Consider the following 20,015-nt stretch of genomic DNA (forward strand, 5'->3'; position numbering starts at 1 on the left):
TATGCAGGGAAGAGGATTCAACATTCTGATCCCGCTCATTGCCATCTTCTTTGGTTTTGCGGCGGGGGCAGTCATTATGCTCTTCAGTGGGAATAACCCGATTGAAGGTTACAGTGCACTGATTGCCGGAATTGTTGGAGAGCCTTATGACTTTGGGGAAACCCTTCAGCGAATGACGCCGCTTATTTTTTCCGGGCTGGCTGTTGCCTTCGCTTTTCGCACAGGATTACTTAATATCGGGGTAGAAGGACAGCTGATTGTAGGCTGGTTTACCTCCGTCTACGTCGGTCTTGCAATTGAAGCGCCGATGATTATCCACCTTCCGCTCGCTATCGCAGCAGGTGCAGTAGCAGGAGCTCTTTGGGGATTTGTTCCGGGTTATTTAAAAGCCCGCTTTCAGGTCCACGAGGTAATTGTCACGATTATGATGAACTATATTGCGATGCATGTGACGAATTCATTGATACGTACGTACTTGCTGGACAGCGGTCAGCGGACCGGGTTTATTAACAGTACCGCTTCACTTGAATCAGGATTTCTTTCCGAACTGACTCAGTTTTCCAGGCTGCATTGGGGCTTCTTTATTGCCGCAGCAGCATGTGTACTTATGTGGTTTATTTTATGGAAAACGAAAAAAGGCTTCGAGCTGCGTTCTGTCGGCTATAACAAAAATGCCTCGCTTTATGCAGGAATGAACGTAAACGCGAATATTATTCTCTCCATGTCTGTGTCCGGTGCGTTTGCCGGAGCAGGCGGTGCCATGGTAGGACTTGGAACGTATCAGTACGCCAACATTCTGCCGGCATTTACGAATATCGGTTTTGATGGGATTGCCGTCGCCCTTCTCGGAGCAAGTACGTCTGTCGGGATCTTCCTCGCTGCATTCCTGTTTGGCGGTCTGCAGCAGGGAGCGAATATGATGCAGTCGCGGGCAGGCGTTGCACCTGAGCTGGTTGAAATTATTATCGCCCTGATCATTTTCTTCGTAGCATCCAGCTATATCATCCGCTGGGGACTCGGGCGCCTCGCTAGCCGGAAGGGGGATAAGTAAATGGATGTGATACTGCAAATACTATACATTATTGTGCCTGCATCGCTGATTGCAGCTACTCCCCTGATGCTGACAGCTATGGGCGGCTTGTTCAGTGAGCGTTCCGGGGTCGTCAATATCGGCCTGGAAGGTCTGATGGTCATGGGGGCCTTCGGCGGGATTATGGGAACACTCATCTTTGAAGGCATGGGCTTTGGGAACCTTTCTCCCTGGATGGGGATTGGCTTTGCGATCGTCATTGGTGCGATCTTCTCTCTATTTCATGCAGTAGCCTCGATTTCGTTTCGGGCGGATCAGATCGTTTCCGGTGTTGCACTGAACTTTCTGGCACTTGGTCTAACTGTTTTTATCGTGCGAGAAGTATTCGACCGCGGTCAAACCGATACGATCAGTGCGCGAATTTTTCGAACGAACATCCCTATTTTGAGTGATATTCCAATTCTCGGACCAATGCTTTTCTCACGCGTTTATTTAACAACGTACATTGCACTATTGATTGTCGTTTTAGTGTGGTACGTCGTATTCAAAACACCGTTTGGTCTCCGGCTGCGCGCAGTTGGTGAACATCCGATGGCAGCTGATACGATGGGAATTAAAGTGCTGCGTATGCGCTATATCGGCGTTATGCTCAGTGGTGCATTCGCCGGTGCAGGCGGTGCTGTCTATGCGGTTACGATCGCAGGGAACTTTGCGGCAGGTACGATTGTCGGTCAGGGCTTTATGGCACTTGCAGCCCTTATATTTGGAAAATGGACCCCATTTGGTGCCATGGGGGCAGCCATTTTCTTTGGATTTGCGATGGCGCTTAGTACATCAGCACAACAGCTGCCGGGATTCCAAAACATTCCGCAGGTTTACTTCCTGATCCTGCCGTACGTACTGACGATTTTTGCTCTCGCTGGATTTGTCGGCAAAGCAGAGCCGCCGAAAGCATTGAATCAGCCATATACAAAAGGAAGCCGTTAAGTATTGCTTACGCCGTCTCTGTCTGACAGAGGCGGCGTTTTGCAGCTGCTTGAGAGGAGCTGCATGACGTCATGCGGCAGTGGAAAAGATTTCTGAGCGGCTTCATCTGTGCTAAGATAGGGTAGGTGCGCATTAGCGTACATGCATGTGAAAGAGGTGAATGCGTTGTCAACATTGGACATGTCCAAATTTGAAAAGAAAATTATTATTCGTACGATCCGGTACGAAGATATAGATGAAATTGTGGAGCTCGGCAAGCTCTGTTTCCCGAATATGGATCCGTGGAAACGCCAGCAGCTGATCAGCCATTTGGAAATATTCCCTGAAGGTCAGTTTTGCGTAGAGCTTGATGGAGAAATTATTGGCTCCTGCTCAAGCCTGATCATTAATTTTGATGAATATGATGATCAGCACACGTGGGATGAAATCACCGATGAGGGGTACATTACGAACCATGATTCTGAAGGCTATAACCTTTACGGCATTGAAGTAGCGGTTCACCCCGACTACCGCCGGATGAAAATTGGGCGACGCCTCTATGAAGCCAGAAAAGAGCTGGCCAGAGAAATGAACCTGAAGTCGATTATTATCGGCGGACGCATTCCGAACTATAGACGCTACTCGGAAGAAATGTCCCCGCGCCAGTATGTGGAAGAGGTAATGAACCACAACGTGTTTGATCCTGTTTTGACATTTCAAGTGATGAACGGGTTTACGTTAAAGCGGGTGAACCGTAATTATTTGGAGGATGACGCTGCATCCATGAAATATGCGACACTGATGGAATGGAACAATGTTGACTATCGTCCTACGACGAAACGTCACTTCAAAACAGCTTTCCCAGTGCGAATCTGTGCGATTCAATACATGATGAAGAAAATTGATTCATTTGATGAATTTGCTCAGCAATGCGAATATTATGCAGATGTCGGCGCGAGCTACCAGTCCGATTTCGTTGTGTTTCCTGAAATATTTACGACACAGCTGCTATCCTTTATCGAAGAGAAGAGTCCAAGCCGTGCCATTCGGAGGCTGACTGACTTTACAGAGGATTACATTAATCTGTTTACAGATCTGGCTATTAAGTACAATGTCAATATTATCGGTGGTTCCCACTTCGTCGAAGAAGAAGGCGGCATATATAATATCGCCTACCTGTTCCGGCGCGATGGAACAATTGAAAAGCAGTATAAAATTCACATTACCCCAAATGAACGACGTTTCTGGGGAATTCAGGGCGGAGACAGTGTAGAAGTATTTGACACAGACTGCGGCAAAATTGCGATTCAGATCTGTTACGATATTGAATTTCCGGAGCTCGGAAGAATTGCCACGGAAAAAGGAGCCAATATCATTTTTACACCGTTTTGTACCGACGACAGGCAGGGATATCTAAGGGTCCGCTACTGTTCACAGGCGCGAGCTGTTGAAAACCAGGTTTACACGATGATTACTGGGACAGTTGGAAACCTGACACATGTGGAGAACATGGATATTCAATATGCACAATCCGGAATCTTTACGCCGTCTGACTTTGCATTTCCTCGCGATGGAATAGTCGGGGAATGTCATCCGAACATTGAAACGGTCGTTGTCGGTGACGTTGATCTAGAGCTGTTAAGACGGTCCAGAAAATCCGGCAACGTGACTCAATGGAAGGATCGGCGCCACGATTTATACCGGGTAGAGCAGCATTTAAAGAATGAGACGACCTGACAGATAATGAATAATCGCTTTCCTACCCAGCAGTTTTTCCAGTAAAGACGGGGCTTCTGATGTTACCGTCAGAAGCCTTCTTCGTCTGTCCAGAAGAAATAAAAGGAGATGAACGACATGAAACAGGCAGTTGCAACCATTGAAGGAAAAGACGTGTTTGCCTATACCATTGGACATCCAGACGGACTTCAAGTGACGGCATTAAACTACGGAGGCGTTATTACAGGCATTTACGCAGATGGAAGCCGCAACCTGGTATTGAGCTACCAGGATCCATTTACATACAGCACAAACCCGGATTACATCGGGGCGCTGATTGGAAGGACCGCAGGCCGAATTCCGGGGGCATCCGTTTCAACAGGAGGCGCCGCCGCCGAACTGGATAAAAACGACGGCAATAATAATCTTCATGGCGGTTTCAACGGTTTTTCCTCTCATTTTTTCGAGGTGGAAGAAGGAGAGAATGAGCTTATTTTCACGACTGCGAGCCCGGATGGAGAGGGCGGCTTTCCGGGGAACCTGAAAGTAAAGGTGAGCTATCGCGTTGAAGCAGATGCCCTTCACATTTCGTATGAAGCATCTTCGGACAAAGCTACTCCAGTAAACATGACGCATCATTCCTATTTCAATTTCGGCAGCGCAGATATCCGCGATCATCGACTGACCCTTCCTGCGGGCACCTATTGGAGCATCGATGCAGAGAGCCTTCCCGTTAAAAAAATGACAGCTGAAGGACCGTTTGACTTCCAACAAGGTCAGCGAATTGGCGATGCGCTCGATATGGAACATGAACAGCTTTCTGCTGCAGGCGGCATTGACCACCCATTTGAACTGGACCAAACAGGACCTATTTTGCTGGAAGATCCCGCATCAGGCATGCAGATGACGGTTGAAACATCAGCGCCGGCGGTCGTCATATATACAGGCAACAAACTGACCGGGAAACCAGGGGAAGAACGCCGCTTTATGAAGCATGGAGCGGTCTGTATCGAAACCCAGCATGTCCCGGGGAAAGCAGAAGACCTCCTTGTGCAGCCAGGAGAGGTTTTTCACGAAAAAACAGTCTTCCGTTTTAAAAAAGGTGGCACTGCAGACTGAAAAGAGATAAAATGAGCGGAACAGAAGGGGGTAATTGGATGTTTAATGGTGCACAGGTGCTTCCGGCTATACGGGATTTGAAGGATGTGGACCGGGCCCTCGACGCTGACAGTGACTATATTGTCCTGCTTAACACGCATATCGGCCAGCTTAAGAGCCTGGTACGTATGATTAAAAAAGAAGGAAAAAAGGTGCTGCTTCACGCCGATCTCGTTCAGGGACTGAAAAATGATGAATTTGCAGCTCAGTTTTTGTCACAGGACATCCGTCCGGACGGTTTAATTTCGACCCGCAAAAACGTGTTGATTACTGCTAAAAAAGCTGGATTGATAACAATTCAGCGACTGTTTCTCCTTGATTCCCTGGCGCTTGAGTCCAGCTATCAAATGATGAGAACGATTCAGCCGGACTGCGTGGAAATTCTGCCCGGACTGATTCCGCAATTTATTGAAGAGGTTCACAGAGAAACTGGAGTTCCAATTATTGCAGGAGGCCTTATCCGCAGCCGCAGCGAGGTGGAAGCGGCCTTGACAGCAGGAGCAGTAGCCGTCACAACTTCAAATCGCAAGCTGTGGAAAATCACAGAAAATTAAAAATACGTTGACAGCGCTTTCATAGCATGGTTTAATGAAAGCAAGTTAATAATTTATTCATGGAGACTTAGGAGACCAATGAATATTTGCTCAGTAATGTATGCACACTGAGTCAAATTTTTGTTGGTCTCTTTTTTGTTTCCAAATCTTACAAAATGAGGAGGAGTAAATCATGACACCGTTTTGGGGAGAGCTTTTAGGCACGATGATTCTGATTATTTTTGGTGCCGGAGTCGTAGCGGGGGTAGTGCTCCGTGAAACGAAATCAAATGCAGGCGGGTGGATCGTTATCACGGCAGGGTGGGGTCTTGGTGTTGCATTGGCCATCTATGCAGTCGGTGATATCAGCGGGGCACACATTAATCCGGCCGTAACAGTCGGACTTGCTACTATTGGAGAGTTTCCATGGGCACAGGTGCCGGGCTACATTATTGCACAGCTGATTGGAGCCTTTATTGGTGCGTCCCTTATTTATCTGCAGTATGTCGCGCACTTTAACAAAACAGAAGAGCAGGGACTCAAACTGGCCGTCTTTTCAACGAGCCCGGCTGTTCGACACACACCATCCAACTTTTTCAGCGAGGCATTTGGAACGTTCATTCTCGTGCTTGGTATTCTGTTCATTGGTGCAAACGCCTTCACTGAAGGGTTGAATCCGCTTATTGTCGGCTTTCTGATTGTGGCTATCGGTTTATCGCTCGGCGGAACGACCGGCTATGCGATTAACCCAGCCCGTGACCTTGGCCCGCGTATCGCACACGCGCTGCTTCCGATAAAAGGGAAAGGGTCATCTGAGTGGTGGTATGCCTGGGTGCCGGTAGCTGGACCAATCATCGGCGGCGGTCTTGGTGCCTTGTTCTATGCAGCAGTGTTTGAAGGGGTTATTCATCCGCTTCTCTGGGTGTTTGTTGCATTGTTCGCAGCTGTAACGGTACTGACTTTCATGCTTGAAAAGCGTCATATCAAAATGCACACAGAAAAGCAGGTTTTCCACAACCCGCCTCAGGGTAAAAAGGCATAGCAGCCATATAAAAACATAAGGGGGAAATATATCCATGACAAAAAACTACGTACTTGCACTCGACCAGGGCACGACGAGCTCCAGAGCCATTCTTTTTAATAAGGCGGGAGAAATCGTCGATGTCGCTCAGAAAGAATTCAAGCAGTATTTTCCTAAGCCGGGCTGGGTGGAGCATAACGCAAATGAAATATGGTCCTCCATCCTGAGCGTTATGGCAGAAGTGCTAAATAATCAAAATGTGCCTGCAAGCGATATTGCAGCTATTGGTATTACGAACCAGCGTGAGACAACGGTTGTATGGGATAAAAACACAGGTCGACCAATTTATCACGCGCTCGTCTGGCAGTCCCGTCAGACCGACGGCATCTGCCAGGAGCTGCGTGAGGCAGGACATGCCGATAAATTCCGTGATAAAACGGGACTTCTGATCGATGCGTACTTTTCTGGCACAAAAGTGAAGTGGCTCCTCGACAACGTGGATGGAGCAAGAGAAAAAGCAGAGAACGGAGACCTTCTTTTTGGAACGATCGACACATGGCTGATCTGGAAGTTGTCCGGCGGAAAAGCACACGTCACTGATTACTCCAACGCTTCAAGAACGTTGATGTACAACATTTACGACCTTGAATGGGACAAAGAGCTGCTGGATATTCTGGGCGTGCCGGAATCAATGCTGCCGGAAGTTCGACCTTCCTCCGAGGTATATGCCAATACGGTTGACTACCACTTCTTTGGAGAAGAGGTGCCGATTGCAGGCGCAGCCGGCGACCAGCAGGCAGCTTTGTTTGGACAAACGTGTTTTGAAACCGGTATGGCTAAAAACACTTACGGAACCGGGTGCTTTATGCTCATGAATACAGGGGAGAAGCCGGTTAAATCAGAACACGGCCTGCTGACTACACTCGCCTGGGGGCTTGACGGCAAAGTTACGTATGCCTTGGAAGGAAGTATTTTTGTAGCAGGATCTGCGATTCAATGGCTGCGGGATGGCTTACGAATGTTCAAGGATGCCAAGGAAACGGAAGCTTACGCAGAACGTGTTGAATCAACAGACGGTGTCTATGTTGTTCCTGCCTTTGTAGGACTAGGTACACCTTACTGGGACAGCGACGTACGCGGTGCAGTCTTCGGAATCACGAGAGGAACGGAGAAAGAACACTTTATCCGGGCGACGCTTGAATCATTGACGTATCAGACAAGAGACGTACTGGACGCGATGAACGCTGACTCCGGCATCGATCTGAAGAAGCTGCGTGTAGACGGCGGAGCTGTCGCAAACAACTTCCTGATGCAGTTCCAGGCAGATATTCTTGGAACGGAAGTGGAGCGTCCTGTTATTCAGGAAACGACGGCGCTTGGTGCAGCTTACCTTGCCGGTATCGCAGTAGGGTTCTGGAAGAATAAAGAGGAAGTGATTGAGCAGTGGTCCGTTGAGCGAAGCTTTACGCCTAATATGGCTGAAGAAGAGCGCAAAGACCTTTACGACGGCTGGAAAACAGCTGTTCATGCGACGATGGCCTTTAAGCGCAATTAGTTTTACAAATTGTAAATTTGTGCTATAATGGTCTTAAATTAATATAAAGGTCTGGAGATACGGAGAGACCACAGCAAAGAAGCAGAATAGAAGCGCTTCCATTGTTGTGGTCTCTTTTTGTTTCTTTTCCTTTCATTCAATGGAAAGGGTGTTTTTTTATGGCAAAACCATTTTCAGCACTGCAGCGTGAGACATACCTGCAGAACATGAGCAGAAAAGAAATGGACGTACTCGTGATCGGAGGGGGAATCACCGGAGCTGGTATTGCACTGGATGCAGTATCGAGAGGATTTAAAACAGGGCTGGTAGAGATGCAGGACTTCGCTGCCGGTACCTCAAGCCGGTCTACAAAGCTTGTGCACGGCGGGCTGCGGTATTTAAAGCAGCTTGAGTTTAAAATTGTAAAAGAAACAGGCCAGGAGCGGGCCATTGTCTATGAAAATGCTCCTCACGTGACGAAGCCTGAATGGATGCTGCTTCCTATCGTTAAGGGCGGTACCTACGGCAAGCTTGCTACCTCTGTCGGGTTGAAAACGTATGACACGCTTGCAGGCGTCCGCAAGCACGAGCGGCGCCAAATGCTGAACAAGGAGAAAACACTGGCTAAAGAACCGCTGCTTCGTGAAGATCATTTAAAAGGCGGAGGCTATTACGTTGAATATAAAACAGACGATGCCCGCTTAACACTGGAAACGATTAAAGAAGCGGTACACCGCGGTGCTAATGCAGTGAATTATACGAAAGCCGAAAACCTGCTGTATGAGAATGGTAAAGTAGTCGGTGCGCGAGTGACAGATCTCCGAACCGGTGTGCATCACGACATTCGTGCAAAGTATGTAGTAAATGCTGCAGGACCGTGGGTCGATGACATGCGCGAAAAAGATAAATCAAAGCAGGGGAAATACCTGTATCTTACAAAAGGGGTTCACATTGTTGTAGACCAGTCCCGCTTCCCGCTCAAGCAGGCTGTTTACTTTGATACGGATGATAAGCGGATGGTATTTGCGATCCCGAGAGCCGGTAAAACGTATATCGGAACGACGGATACGCATTATATCGGAGACATTGCGTCGCCTCGCATGACGGATGCGGATTTGGACTACTTGATCCGAGCAGCGAATTATACGTTCCCGGATGTCAGCATTACTCGCGAAGACGTAGAATCGAGCTGGACAGGTCTTAGGCCGCTGATTCATGAAGAAGGAAAGAGTGCATCTGAGATTTCTCGTAAAGATGAAACATTTATCTCGGAATCTGGTCTGATTTCTATTGCCGGCGGGAAGCTGACTGGCTACCGCAAAATGGCGGAGCGGGTTGTCGATTACGTTGCTAAGCAGGAAGGCTCCCGCAAAAAGTGTACAACAGATAAAATGAAGCTTTCCGGGGGCGATGTTGGAGGTTCCGATCAGTTGGAAAGCTTCATTCAAAAAGCGGTTGAAGAAGGCGTAAAGCTCGGACTAAGTGTCGCCGAAGCAGAACGATTGTCTAATCTTTACGGATCCAACGTCATGAGAGTATTTGAAATTCTTGAGCTTCAGGGGGAAGAGGCGAAGATCTACGGACTGCCTGCCGGTGTATTTGCTTCACTCGTGTACGGTATCGAAGAAGAAATGGTTTATTCCCCAATCGATTTCTTCAACCGTCGAACGGCAGCCCTCTTTTTCAATATTGATTTCGTACAGCGGTATAAGGATAATGTACTGAAATATATGGCCGTCCGATTCAACTGGACAGAAGAAGAGCTGGATTATCACATTTCTGTTTTAGAAGAAGAAATCTACTATGCACGCAATCCAGTGCCTGCAAAAGAGAAAAATTAACAGGTTTCCCTTTACTAGTGCTTATAAGATGCGTATAACTAAAGGTATATACCAGCTCTGGAGGGTGATGATGCATGAATTGGAGAGATCAATATTCAAAGTGGAGTACAAAAACGGATTTAGACCCGGCTTTAGCAGCTGAACTTCGGTCGCATGAAAGCAACCAGACGATTCTGGAAGACAGCTTTTATAAGACGCTTGAATTTGGAACCGGCGGAATGCGCGGAGAAATTGGACCAGGAACGAATCGCATGAACATCTACACGGTTCGAAAAGCCGTTCAGGGACTGGCTGATTTTATCGCTGCTGAAGGAGAAGAAGCAAAGCGCAAAGGTGTCGTCATTGCGTATGACAACCGGAGGATGTCTAAAGAGTTTGCACTTGAAGCAGCGTGCACGCTCGGAGCAAACGGGATCAAAACCTATGTATTCCGCGAATTGCGGCCTACTCCGCAGCTCTCCTATGCTGTCCGATACTTGAATACGCATTCCGGTGCGATGATTACAGCAAGTCATAACCCGCCGGAATACAATGGCTTTAAAGTTTACGGTGACGACGGTGCCCAGCTGATTCCGGATGACGCCGATCGTCTGATTGCAATGGTAAATGCAGTCGAAAATGAGCTCGAGGTGGAAACGAAGCCTTCCGCTCAGCTTGAAGAGGAAGGTCTGCTGGAATGGGTGCTTGATGAGCTTGATGAAGCATATGCGAAAGAGCTGCAAGCAGTCATAACCGACCGCGAGCTCATTCGAACTTGGGAAAAGAACCTTAAAATCGTCTTCACGCCGCTTCACGGAACGGCAACTGTGCCTATGGAAAAAGGATTGAAAGATGCCGGCTTTACAAACGTGCATACGGTGAAGGAGCAGGCGGTGCCTGATACCGAGTTTTCTACAGTTCGCTCTCCGAATCCGGAAGAGGCAGACGCCTTTGAGCTTGCTATGAAGCTCGGTGAAGAGGTGGATGCCGACCTTCTGATTGCAACTGACCCGGATGCCGACCGCATCGGCCTCGTTGTTAAAAATAAAGCCGGGGACTTTACGGTTTTAAGCGGCAATCAGACGGGAGCGCTCCTCCTCCATTATTTGCTGATGAAAAAGAAAGAGGCGGGCACGCTGCCGGATAATGGCGTCATGATCAAAACAATCGTAACGTCAGAGCTGGGGCGTGTGATTGCGGATGCCTATGATGTAACAGCATTGGACGTGTTAACTGGTTTTAAATTTATTGGTGAGAAAATCCGGGACTATGACCAAACAGGCGAGCATACGTTTTTATTCGGATATGAAGAAAGCTATGGCTATTTAATCGAGCCGTTTGCACGTGATAAGGATGCTATACAGCCTGGACTTGCTGCTGCTGAAATGGCTGCCTACTATAAATCAAAAGGCATGACGCTTTATGATGGCTTGCAGGAGATCTATAAGGAATTCGGCTACTTTTATGAGGATCTTGCATCCTTCACCTTTAAAGGGAAAGAAGGGGCGGAAAAAATTCAGCGCATTATGAACGTTTTCCGCGACGATGTACTCCAAGGAAACCTTCCGGAAGAAACTGATTTTGTGGAAGACTATCAGCGCGGAACACGCGTGTATATGGATGACCGGACCGATGAAGTCATCGATCTGCCGTCTTCCAACGTGCTGAAGATTTTTCACAGAGATGGATCCTGGTACTGTCTGCGTCCATCCGGCACGGAGCCGAAGATTAAGTGTTATTTCGGCGTAAGAGGCGAATCAGCTGATGAAGCGGATGAGAAGCTCCGTGAATTGAAGGCTCAGGTTTTGAAAAGGCTTGAAGATATTTAACAACGAATACAATCCGATGGAAACAGGGCACCGGCATCCGACCGATGTCCTGTTTTTTCGAACGGAAGTGTTTAGAAAAAAGCCGTCAAAAAGCGGCGGGGTCAAAAGCATGATGATGTTTTTCCTTTTTTATCGCTCATGCAAAGGCTTATCAGGAGAATAGATGGAGAGAAAAAGCAATGATTCCTTCTTTTGTCCTGAAATTTGTAAATTCGTTAAGTGCGGTTTATGAGCCAGCGTCATCCGCTAAAATATGGTAGAATAGCAGACAGCTGGATGTTTACTAACGATATTGTTGAAAAAGGTGAAGAGATTATGGGGCAGAAACGCTTTTCCAGGCAAGATGAATTAGAGCTGAAGCGCGAGGAAATGATTAAAGCTGCGATGAAATACGGCTTTTCCTCTGCAGAAGCTGTAAAACGAAGCCAGGAGCTGGATCGTTTGCTGAACGTTAATCGAATGAAAGAATGCTTCTCATTTCATCATCGTCATATTTCGATTCAGTAAGTTGAGGAGCTGTACTAAAAAAGAGGCCTGCCTTCCTGTTATGGAAGGGGGCCTCTTTGCTGATGTGATGGAGAATATAAGTTATTCCGAATCCGATTCTTGCTGCATCAAGTGGTGGATCCCGACCGTTTCTTCAACAGGAAGTATAAAGGCGATACCTTTACCAGGCTCATTGATATGAACATCTTCGTTAATGGCATCAAGCACCTGTTTCGTCATCTCTTTTTTGATTAGGGTGAGCACGACATCCTTTTCAGGTTCAATTTGAAGAGAAAACAGCTTTGCTTTCTCATGTATGCCGCTGCCGCGGCCGTTCATTACTGTTCCGCCTTCGGCTCCGCCCCGGTTGGAGGCATCGATTACTTTTCCGGCGTCACCTTTATTGACAATCGTAATGATCAGATTGAATCCTTTATGTTTAATATCATCTGTCATATCATCCAGCTCCTTTTCTTCATCCTCATAGTCAAGATGGGCGATACCGAGTGTTCGACGAACGTCAAGAAGAAAGCCGACCCCGTGGCCAGGTTCATTCAGCTTCGCTTTTAACGTGATCGCATGCACAACATCTGCAAGAATATCCTCGGGGATCAGCGTAAGCACAATTTCTTTTTCATGCAGCGCATCCAGTCCGAAAAATTGCCTTTTTTCGTGAATGCCGACACCTTCTCCGAGTAAAGTGGTGCCGCCTTCAGCACCGGCTGCTTTAGCGGCTTTCGTTACTCTGGAAGCTTTACCGCGCTTTACGATGGTAACGAGTAATTTATGGTCTTTTCGCATGGTATTCATGAACTGCTACTCTCCTTCCATTTAAACAGCAGACCTAGTATAAGGACAGCCAAAATTGGAGTTAATGCAACAAGCGCAATCATTCCAAATCCATCCATGAGCGGATCCCGGCCTTCGGTGACACTTACAACGCCGACAGCTATTGCCATGATGAACGTTACGGTCATTGGTCCAGTTGCCACACCTCCTGCATCAAAGGCGATGGATATAAATCGATCGCTTGATATAAAAACGAGTGCAAAAGCCAGCAGGTAGCCTGGAAGGATTAAATACCAGAGTGGAAACCCAATAACGATCCGGAACATGGAAAGGGCAATAGAAACCCCAACTCCTATAGACAGCGTGATCAGCATGACATTTTTAGAAATGGAGCCAGCAGTCACTTTTTCCACTTCGTAATTTAAAATGCGTATCGCAGGTTCTGCAAAGGTGGCGACAAGCCCGAACAAAAAGCCGAGAGCAGGCAGTAAAACCAGCGTGTTGTCGCGTCCTCCTAAAATTTCACCGATTGCTTCTCCCGCGGGGAAAAAGCCTACTTCCACACCTTGAAGAAATAAGACAAGACCGGCAAATGTCAGGACGAGTCCAACCAAGATATCCCGAATCCGCTTTTTATCAAGCTTTAAAAAAAAGAATTGAAACACAAAAAAGAAGATGAGCAGCGGAATGACTGCGAACGCTACCTCGTATATAACGTGTCCAATATCTTCAAACAGAATTCCGATCATCCGTAAATCACCCCCAGAACCATTACAGCTAATATGGGGCCAATTGATGCAAGGGCCACGAGACCAAATCCTTCACTTGAAGAGGATTTTCCACGCAAAACGGATGCAACTCCAACACCAAGTGCCAGAATAAACGGAACGGTCATCGGACCAGTTGTCACGCCTCCGGCATCAAATGAAATAGGAAGAAAAGTGGGAGGTGTAAAGAAGGCGAGAATGCCGACAGCCGTATAGCCCCCTACAAGCAAATACTTCAAAGGAATGTTAAATACGGTTCTTACCATCGCCATCATAACAAAAAAGCCAACTCCTAACGCAACGGAATAGACAAGCGTGAGGTTTGCAATTTCTCCTCCTGATACATCATCTACCTGAGAAGACAGAACTCGCACATCCGGTTCAGCAATGGTTACGACGACGCCGAGGATAAAACCAGTAAGCAGGATCAACCAAATCTTATTTGTTTTTGGAAGAGCTGACCCGATCATTTCTCCAATCGGGAGCAGGCCAATATGTACCCCGACAAGGAATAAAAACAACCCCAGTCCGACCATCACGACCCCGGCAATGAACCGAAAAAACAATTCGGGAGGAAGTCCAATGACCGTATACTGCAAAATGATGATGACGGCAGCGAGCGGGAGAACGGCTAGAATGACTTCTTTAAACTGTTCATAAACGTCCTGCACATCGTTCGCTCCTTTCACACAAAAGGCTCTCTTATCAAAGCCATTACTGCGTGTATTCCTTTCTACAGAGTAAGAGAAACGACAATAGCGCAGCAAAAAGAGGGTTGTAAGAAAATCAACGGAGAAATACAGTTCAATTTGTGGAAATATTCAGATAAATATCGTACAATGGGTCATAAGTAGAGGAGGGGTACAGGTGGCGATCATGTACATTTGCAGGGAATGTAAAGGAAAGGGGAAAACGAAGCAGAAACTCTGGCTGGTGACGCGAATTGTGACGTGCAGGGATTGCAGTGGCTCCGGGAAAAAAAAGTATACGATTCAACGTGCTCAGCCTGTATCCAAGTAGATGCGGGTTGTTTTTTTGTGCAGATCACAGCAGTTCAAAAAGCAGAAAAAAGCCCCGCATAAAGCGGAGCTTGTGACGAGTTATTCCATAACTTCCCATCCAGTGGCGAGCGTAACATCAGGATATTTATCTTGAAACCAGCGCAGGGCAAAGTCGTTTTCAAAGAGCAGAACAGGTCGCTTCTGCTGATCTTCTACGAGCATTTTGCGGCTGTCCGTCATTCCGTCTCCGATATCTCCCTTGACGACCCAGCGGGCCAGCTCATGCGTCATGTGATGAAACTCAATGTCTACGTTATACTCGTTTTTCATACGATATTCAAACACCTGGAACTGAAGTTCACCAACAGCGCCGATAATGTAATCTTCAAAATAAGGCGTTTTATAAAGCTGAATGGTACCCTCCTGGACTAGCTGTTCCATACCTTTGTGATACTGCTTGTGCTTCAAGGCGTTTTTCGCCGTTACCTTTGCGAATTTCTCAGGCGGAAACTGCGGCATCTCTTCATATTGAAGAGCCTGTCCGGTGCAAAGCGTATCGCCAACCTGAAAGTTTCCAGAGTCGTATAAACCGACAATATCACCGGGCATCGCTTTATCAACAGTCTCGCGGTCCGAGGCGAAAAAGGAGTGGGACTGATTCAGCTTCATTTTTTTGTTGGAGCGGGATAACTTCACTTCCATGCCGCGTGCAAATGAGCCGGAGCAGACACGCAGAAAAGCAATGCGGTCCCGGTGGTTCGGATTCATATTAGCCTGGATCTTGAAAATAAATCCGGAAAACTGATCTGAATCCGGCTGAATATACTCGCCATCCGCTTTTCGAGGCTGGGGATCTGCAGCCAGCTCCACGAAGTGATCAAGGAACGACTGCACCCCAAAGTTAGCGAGGGCCGATCCGAAGAATACGGGTGTCATTTCACCGCGTTTTACTTTTTCTGCGGAAAAAGCATTTCCAGCCTCCTGCAGCAGCATCGTTTCCTCCTCCAGCGTTTCTTTCTCGTAATCCTCAAGCATATCGGCGTCAGAAAGCGGCAGGATACGACGCTCGTTCTCATCAAACACTTCCACGTTATCACCGGATAAACTGTAAATGCCCTTGAGGCGCTTTCCTGTACCGATCGGCCAGTTCATCGGATACGTTTCCATATCGAGTGTTTCTTCAATTTCTTCGAGCAGATCAAGCGGCTCTTTTCCTTCGCGGTCGAGCTTGTTGATAAACGTCAGAATTGGAATGCCTCTCATGCGGCACACTTTAAACAGCTTCAGGGTCTGTGCTTCGATCCCTTTGACGCTGTCGATTACCATGACAGCCGTATCAACTGCTGTCAATGTCCGATACGTGTCTTCACTGAAATCCTGGTGGCCAGGTGTATCGAGAATATTAATTTGCGTGCCTTCATAATCAAGCTGCATCACGCTGGAAGTAACGGAAATTCCACGCTGTTTCTCTATTTCCATCCAGTCTGAAGTCGCATATTTTCCAGTTTTCTTTCCTTTTACAGTACCCGCACTGCGGATTCCGCCTCCAAGAAGCAGTACCTTCTCAGTAAGCGTCGTTTTACCGGCATCCGGGTGTGAGATAATAGCAAACGTTTTACGTGAAGCTGTCATGGTTTGTTCCCTTCTTTCTACGATCATAAATCCAACACTTCATTATAACGCAGATAAAGAAGTTGTGCATCTTAAAATAGAAGAGTGGTGCTTTCTGATTGAAAGGGTGTCCTTCGTGTATCCATGTTCAGCCAACCGCTTCCAAGCGTGCCATTATCTAAATTGGCACTCCTGCAAGACGTCCGCCGGATCTTCGCCTCGTTCTAAGCCGAGCCCTCCGATATCGGCAGCTGGCAGTGCGTTTCAAGTGCCTGGTGATGGGCGGCACGAGCTTTTTAGATCTGCCTTTGCCGAATAAAAATGGCCGTATTCAACAATGTCACCATATAAGGAAACGAGCAGACTTGTCTACCTGTTGCAACCTCTTTCTCCAATGAAAAGATACGTGTCACTGACACGTTCGGCGGGTGCGCAACAAGCAGCCTGAAGATTCTCTGCCGCTTTGTTTTTGAACGGCAGATCGCACGTGCATATCCGGACTGCGGCATGTAAGTTGTTGGGCATTATAAACAGCCTGAAGGGGTGTTCCGCTAATACGGAACACCCCTCCATCATTCGTATACTCTTTATCAGCCGCGTGAGGCTTCATAGGTCGATATTTTATCTTCAAGCGTGAGAGTAACTGAAATTTCATCCCAGCCGTTCAACAGCATTTCACGCATATATGGTGTAATCGAAAAAGAAGCTTCAAAACCTTCGGCATCTGATACTTTTTGCCGTTCCAAATCAGCAGTCAGGCTGTAACCAGGAGTTTCTGCTTTTTCAATCAGCTCCTGAACTTCAGCTTGTGTTAGCTGAATAGGCAAGATACCGTTTTTAGAGCAATTATTATAGAAAATATCGGCAAAGCTCGGTGCGATAATCACGATAAATCCATAATCCTGCAGTGCCCATGGAGCATGCTCTCTGGAAGAACCGCAGCCGAAGTTCTCCCCAGCTACGAGGATCGTCGCATCTTTATAGCGGTCCTGATTCAGCGAAAAATCCACTCTCGGCTGATCATTGTCATCGAACCGCCAGTTGTAAAAGAGAAATTGGCCGAAGCCTTGACGTTCTATTCGCTTTAAAAATTGTTTCGGTATAATCTGATCGGTGTCAATATTAGAGCGGTTAAGCGGATAAACGACACCTTCATGCTTTCTTATCGGTTCCATCGTGACACTCCTTTAACGTCCCTTTTAAACAGGGCTGGTAAAATAGCTGCGGACATCTACGAATCTGCCCTCAATCGCAGCGGCAGCCGCCATTTCAGGTGCAACGAGATGTGTTCTCGCTCCATTTCCCTGACGGCCTTCAAAGTTGCGGTTGGAAGTAGAGGCACATCGTTCACCTGCCGGAACGACATCGTCATTCATGGCCAGACACATGCTGCAGCCTGCTTCCCGCCATTCGAATCCGGCTTCTGTAAACACTTTATCAATACCTTCGGCTTCGGCGGCCTGTTTGACCGTTTGTGAGCCAGGAACAACAAGAGCCCGAACGTCAGGATGAACCTTTCGTCCCTGAATCACTTCAGAAGCACGACGCAGGTCGCTGAGACGGGAGTTTGTGCATGAGCCGATAAAAACGTGTTGAATAGGTACAGAAGAAATTGGCTGTCCGGCCTCAAGACCCATGTACGTTAAAGCCCGTTCAATCTCTTCACGCTCAGCTGGTGTCTCAGCTGCTTCCGGGTGGGGTACAGAGCCGCTGACCGGAAGGCACATGCCTGGGTTAATTCCCCATGTTACCTGGGGCTCTACTTCATCTGCATTGATTTCGACAACGGCGTCATAGGCAGCTCCCTCATCGGTTGCCAGGGCTTTCCATTCTGCTGCCGCCTCTTCAAAAGCTTCACCTTCTGGTACATTTCGTCGACCACGCAGGTAGTCTACAGTCGTATCGTCAGGACTGATCAGACCAGCTCGGGCCCCTGCTTCGATGGACATGTTGCAGATGGTCATCCGCTCTTCCATCGAAAGTCCGCGAACAGCTTCGCCGGTATACTCCAGCACATGACCGGTTCCGAAACGGACACCGAACTTGCCGATGATGGCGAGAATCAAATCTTTCGCGGTCACGGAAGGGGAGAGCCTGCCGTTTACTTTTACATTCATCGTTTTAGGCTTTGCCTGCCAGATAGACTGTGTAGCAAGCACATGTTCCACTTCACTTGTGCCAATACCGAAAGCCAGTGCTCCAAACGCGCCGTGAGTAGACGTGTGACTGTCGCCGCAGACAATTGTTTTTCCCGGCTGAGTCAGCCCTAGCTCAGGTCCGATAACGTGAACGATGCCTTGATCGGGATGGTTGATGTCAGCAAGCTCCACGCCAAATTCCTGGCAGTTGTTGTATAACGTTTCCATTTGTTTTCTGGAAACAGGATCGCTGATAAAGTGTCTGGCAATGGTCGGCACGTTATGATCCATCGTAGCAAACGTTTTATCCGGTCTGCGCACTCGTCTGTTTTTCATGCGCAGTCCTTCAAACGCCTGCGGTGAAGTTACTTCATGCACCAGATGAAGATCAATATACAGAAGATCGGGTTTATCGGTCTCCTGATGAATGACGTGCTTCTCCCATATTTTCTCTACAATCGTTTTTGGCTGCATTTTCTCTTCACCTTCCTGAATATAGTTAAATATAGCAGCTCATGATGCTGCTTGTCGTCGTGTTCGCTTTCAGCAGGTCAATGACTGTTTCTGTCATACGCTCTGTATTCACCTGCTGACCGCCGGGCAGATCAAGATCAGCGGTATGGTAACCTTGCTCCAGCGCTTCTGCAACGGCAGATTCGATACGCTGCGCTTCTTCGTTCAACCCGAAGGAGTGCTTTAGCATCATGGCAGCAGACAGAATAGCTGCAAGTGGATTTGCTTTATTCTCTCCGGCAATATCCGGTGCTGAACCGTGTACCGGCTCGTAAAGTCCGAAGCCGCTTTCGTTCAGACTTGCAGATGGCAGCATGCCAAGCGATCCAGTTAAAACAGAAGCTTCGTCGGAAAGGATATCTCCAAACATGTTTTCCGTTACAATTACGTCAAACTGAGAAGGGTTCGTGATCAGCTTCATCGCAGCAGCATCGACCAGCATGTGTTCTACTGTAACTTCGGGATAGTCGCTGCTGATTTCTTCTACAATTTCACGCCACAGCTTACTGGATTCTAATACGTTTGCTTTATCGACCGATGTCACATGCTTGCGGCGGACGGATGCAGCTTCAAATGCGCGCCTAACAATTCGTTCGATCTCATGCCGGCTGTAAGCCAGCGTGTCTACTACGCTGTCGCCGCCGTCACGTCGTTCACTAGGGGTGCCGAAATACAGGCCGCCCGTCAATTCTCTGACGATCAGCAGGTCACTGTTTTCAACGACTTCCCGTTTGAGAGGAGAAGCGTGCAGTAAATTGGAAAAGCCTTGAACAGGTCTAAGGTTTGCAAAAAGGTTCAATTCCTTTCGAATTCCCAGCAGGCCTTTCTCCGGCCGCAGATGGGAGGGATTCTGGTCCCATTTAGGTCCGCCGACTGCTCCGAGGAGAACAGCATCTGCGTTCTTACAGGCAGCAACCGTTGATTCCGGCAGCGGAGAGCCGTGGCGATCAATTGCGGTTCCTCCAATATCATGATGCTCAAACGTGAACGTATGATCAAATTCCTCGGCTGCTGCTTCGAGTACTTTTTTCGCTGCCTCACTTACTTCAGTACCGATCCCGTCTCCAGGCAGTACGACAATATGCTTTTTCATTGATAATTCC

At 47.8% G+C, this 20,015-nt stretch carries 17 protein-coding genes; 10 read left to right on the forward strand and 7 right to left on the reverse strand.

The features are described 5' to 3' along the window. Position 1 precedes the first annotated feature (1 nt). From ACSZLD_RS09320 to ACSZLD_RS09365, 10 genes are all read left to right on the forward strand, one after another. Positions 2 to 1,051, forward strand: a complete 1,050-nt coding sequence (locus tag ACSZLD_RS09320) for an ABC transporter permease (RefSeq protein ID WP_377910960.1) — start codon at positions 2 to 4, stop codon at positions 1,049 to 1,051. After that, entirely contained in the window at positions 1,052 to 2,017 is a 966-nt protein-coding gene (locus tag ACSZLD_RS09325) for an ABC transporter permease (RefSeq protein ID WP_377910922.1), read from the forward strand. A gap of 165 nt (positions 2,018 to 2,182) precedes the next feature. Further along, on the forward strand, positions 2,183 to 3,733 hold the full coding sequence (locus ACSZLD_RS09330; protein ID WP_444685022.1) for a GNAT family N-acetyltransferase: 1,551 nt from the start codon (positions 2,183 to 2,185) through the stop codon (positions 3,731 to 3,733). Positions 3,734 to 3,850: 117 nt separating this feature from the next. Next, positions 3,851 to 4,831 carry an aldose epimerase family protein gene (locus ACSZLD_RS09335; RefSeq protein WP_377910921.1) on the forward strand — a complete coding sequence of 327 codons (981 nt, stop codon included), beginning with the start codon at positions 3,851 to 3,853 and terminating at the stop codon, positions 4,829 to 4,831. Positions 4,832 to 4,869: 38 nt separating this feature from the next. Continuing rightward, positions 4,870 to 5,424: a glycerol-3-phosphate responsive antiterminator gene (locus tag ACSZLD_RS09340; RefSeq protein WP_444685023.1), complete on the forward strand. Its 555-nt coding sequence runs from the start codon at positions 4,870 to 4,872 to the stop codon at positions 5,422 to 5,424. 172 nt (positions 5,425 to 5,596) lie between these two features. Further along, positions 5,597 to 6,445, forward strand: a complete 849-nt coding sequence (locus tag ACSZLD_RS09345) for an MIP/aquaporin family protein (RefSeq protein ID WP_377910919.1) — start codon at positions 5,597 to 5,599, stop codon at positions 6,443 to 6,445. Between the two features lie 34 nt (positions 6,446 to 6,479). Beyond that, positions 6,480 to 7,979, forward strand: a complete 1,500-nt coding sequence (glpK, locus tag ACSZLD_RS09350) for a glycerol kinase GlpK (protein WP_377910918.1) — start codon at positions 6,480 to 6,482, stop codon at positions 7,977 to 7,979. 158 nt (positions 7,980 to 8,137) lie between these two features. After that, on the forward strand, positions 8,138 to 9,799 hold the full coding sequence (locus ACSZLD_RS09355) for a glycerol-3-phosphate dehydrogenase/oxidase (protein WP_444685024.1): 1,662 nt from the start codon (positions 8,138 to 8,140) through the stop codon (positions 9,797 to 9,799). 74 nt (positions 9,800 to 9,873) lie between these two features. Beyond that, on the forward strand, positions 9,874 to 11,607 hold the full coding sequence (locus tag ACSZLD_RS09360) for a phospho-sugar mutase (protein ID WP_444685025.1): 1,734 nt from the start codon (positions 9,874 to 9,876) through the stop codon (positions 11,605 to 11,607). A gap of 276 nt (positions 11,608 to 11,883) precedes the next feature. Next, positions 11,884 to 12,114 (forward strand): aspartyl-phosphate phosphatase Spo0E family protein, encoded by a 231-nt coding sequence (locus ACSZLD_RS09365; RefSeq protein ID WP_444685026.1) that lies wholly within the window; start codon positions 11,884 to 11,886, stop codon positions 12,112 to 12,114. Positions 12,115 to 12,195: 81 nt separating this feature from the next. On the opposite strand, the gene ACSZLD_RS09370 is transcribed toward ACSZLD_RS09365, so the two are convergent. From ACSZLD_RS09370 to leuB, 7 genes are all read right to left on the reverse strand, one after another. Continuing rightward, on the reverse strand, positions 12,196 to 12,903 hold the full coding sequence (locus ACSZLD_RS09370) for a P-II family nitrogen regulator (protein WP_444685027.1): 708 nt from the start codon (positions 12,901 to 12,903) through the stop codon (positions 12,196 to 12,198). After that, positions 12,900 to 13,631 (reverse strand): DUF1538 domain-containing protein, encoded by a 732-nt coding sequence (locus ACSZLD_RS09375; RefSeq protein WP_444685028.1) that lies wholly within the window; start codon positions 13,629 to 13,631, stop codon positions 12,900 to 12,902. The genes ACSZLD_RS09370 and ACSZLD_RS09375 overlap by 4 nt, the downstream gene beginning before the upstream one ends. Further along, positions 13,628 to 14,320 carry a DUF1538 domain-containing protein gene (locus tag ACSZLD_RS09380; RefSeq protein ID WP_444685029.1) on the reverse strand — a complete coding sequence of 231 codons (693 nt, stop codon included), beginning with the start codon at positions 14,318 to 14,320 and terminating at the stop codon, positions 13,628 to 13,630. The genes ACSZLD_RS09375 and ACSZLD_RS09380 overlap by 4 nt, the downstream gene beginning before the upstream one ends. A 429-nt stretch (positions 14,321 to 14,749) precedes the next feature. Then, the gene (locus ACSZLD_RS09385) at positions 14,750 to 16,282 is read right to left on the reverse strand and encodes a peptide chain release factor 3 (RefSeq protein WP_377910911.1); all 1,533 of its coding nucleotides are present in this window, start codon (positions 16,280 to 16,282) and stop codon (positions 14,750 to 14,752) included. A gap of 569 nt (positions 16,283 to 16,851) precedes the next feature. Beyond that, on the reverse strand, positions 16,852 to 17,436 hold the full coding sequence (gene leuD, locus ACSZLD_RS09390; RefSeq protein WP_444685030.1) for a 3-isopropylmalate dehydratase small subunit: 585 nt from the start codon (positions 17,434 to 17,436) through the stop codon (positions 16,852 to 16,854). Between the two features lie 24 nt (positions 17,437 to 17,460). After that, on the reverse strand, positions 17,461 to 18,873 hold the full coding sequence (leuC, locus tag ACSZLD_RS09395) for a 3-isopropylmalate dehydratase large subunit (RefSeq protein ID WP_377910909.1): 1,413 nt from the start codon (positions 18,871 to 18,873) through the stop codon (positions 17,461 to 17,463). Between the two features lie 25 nt (positions 18,874 to 18,898). Then, positions 18,899 to 20,005: a 3-isopropylmalate dehydrogenase gene (gene leuB, locus ACSZLD_RS09400; protein WP_377910908.1), complete on the reverse strand. Its 1,107-nt coding sequence runs from the start codon at positions 20,003 to 20,005 to the stop codon at positions 18,899 to 18,901. Positions 20,006 to 20,015 lie beyond the last annotated feature (10 nt).

This window comes from Alkalicoccus luteus (assembly GCF_052061695.1).
Classification (GTDB): domain Bacteria; phylum Bacillota; class Bacilli; order Bacillales; family Salisediminibacteriaceae; genus Alkalicoccus; species Alkalicoccus luteus.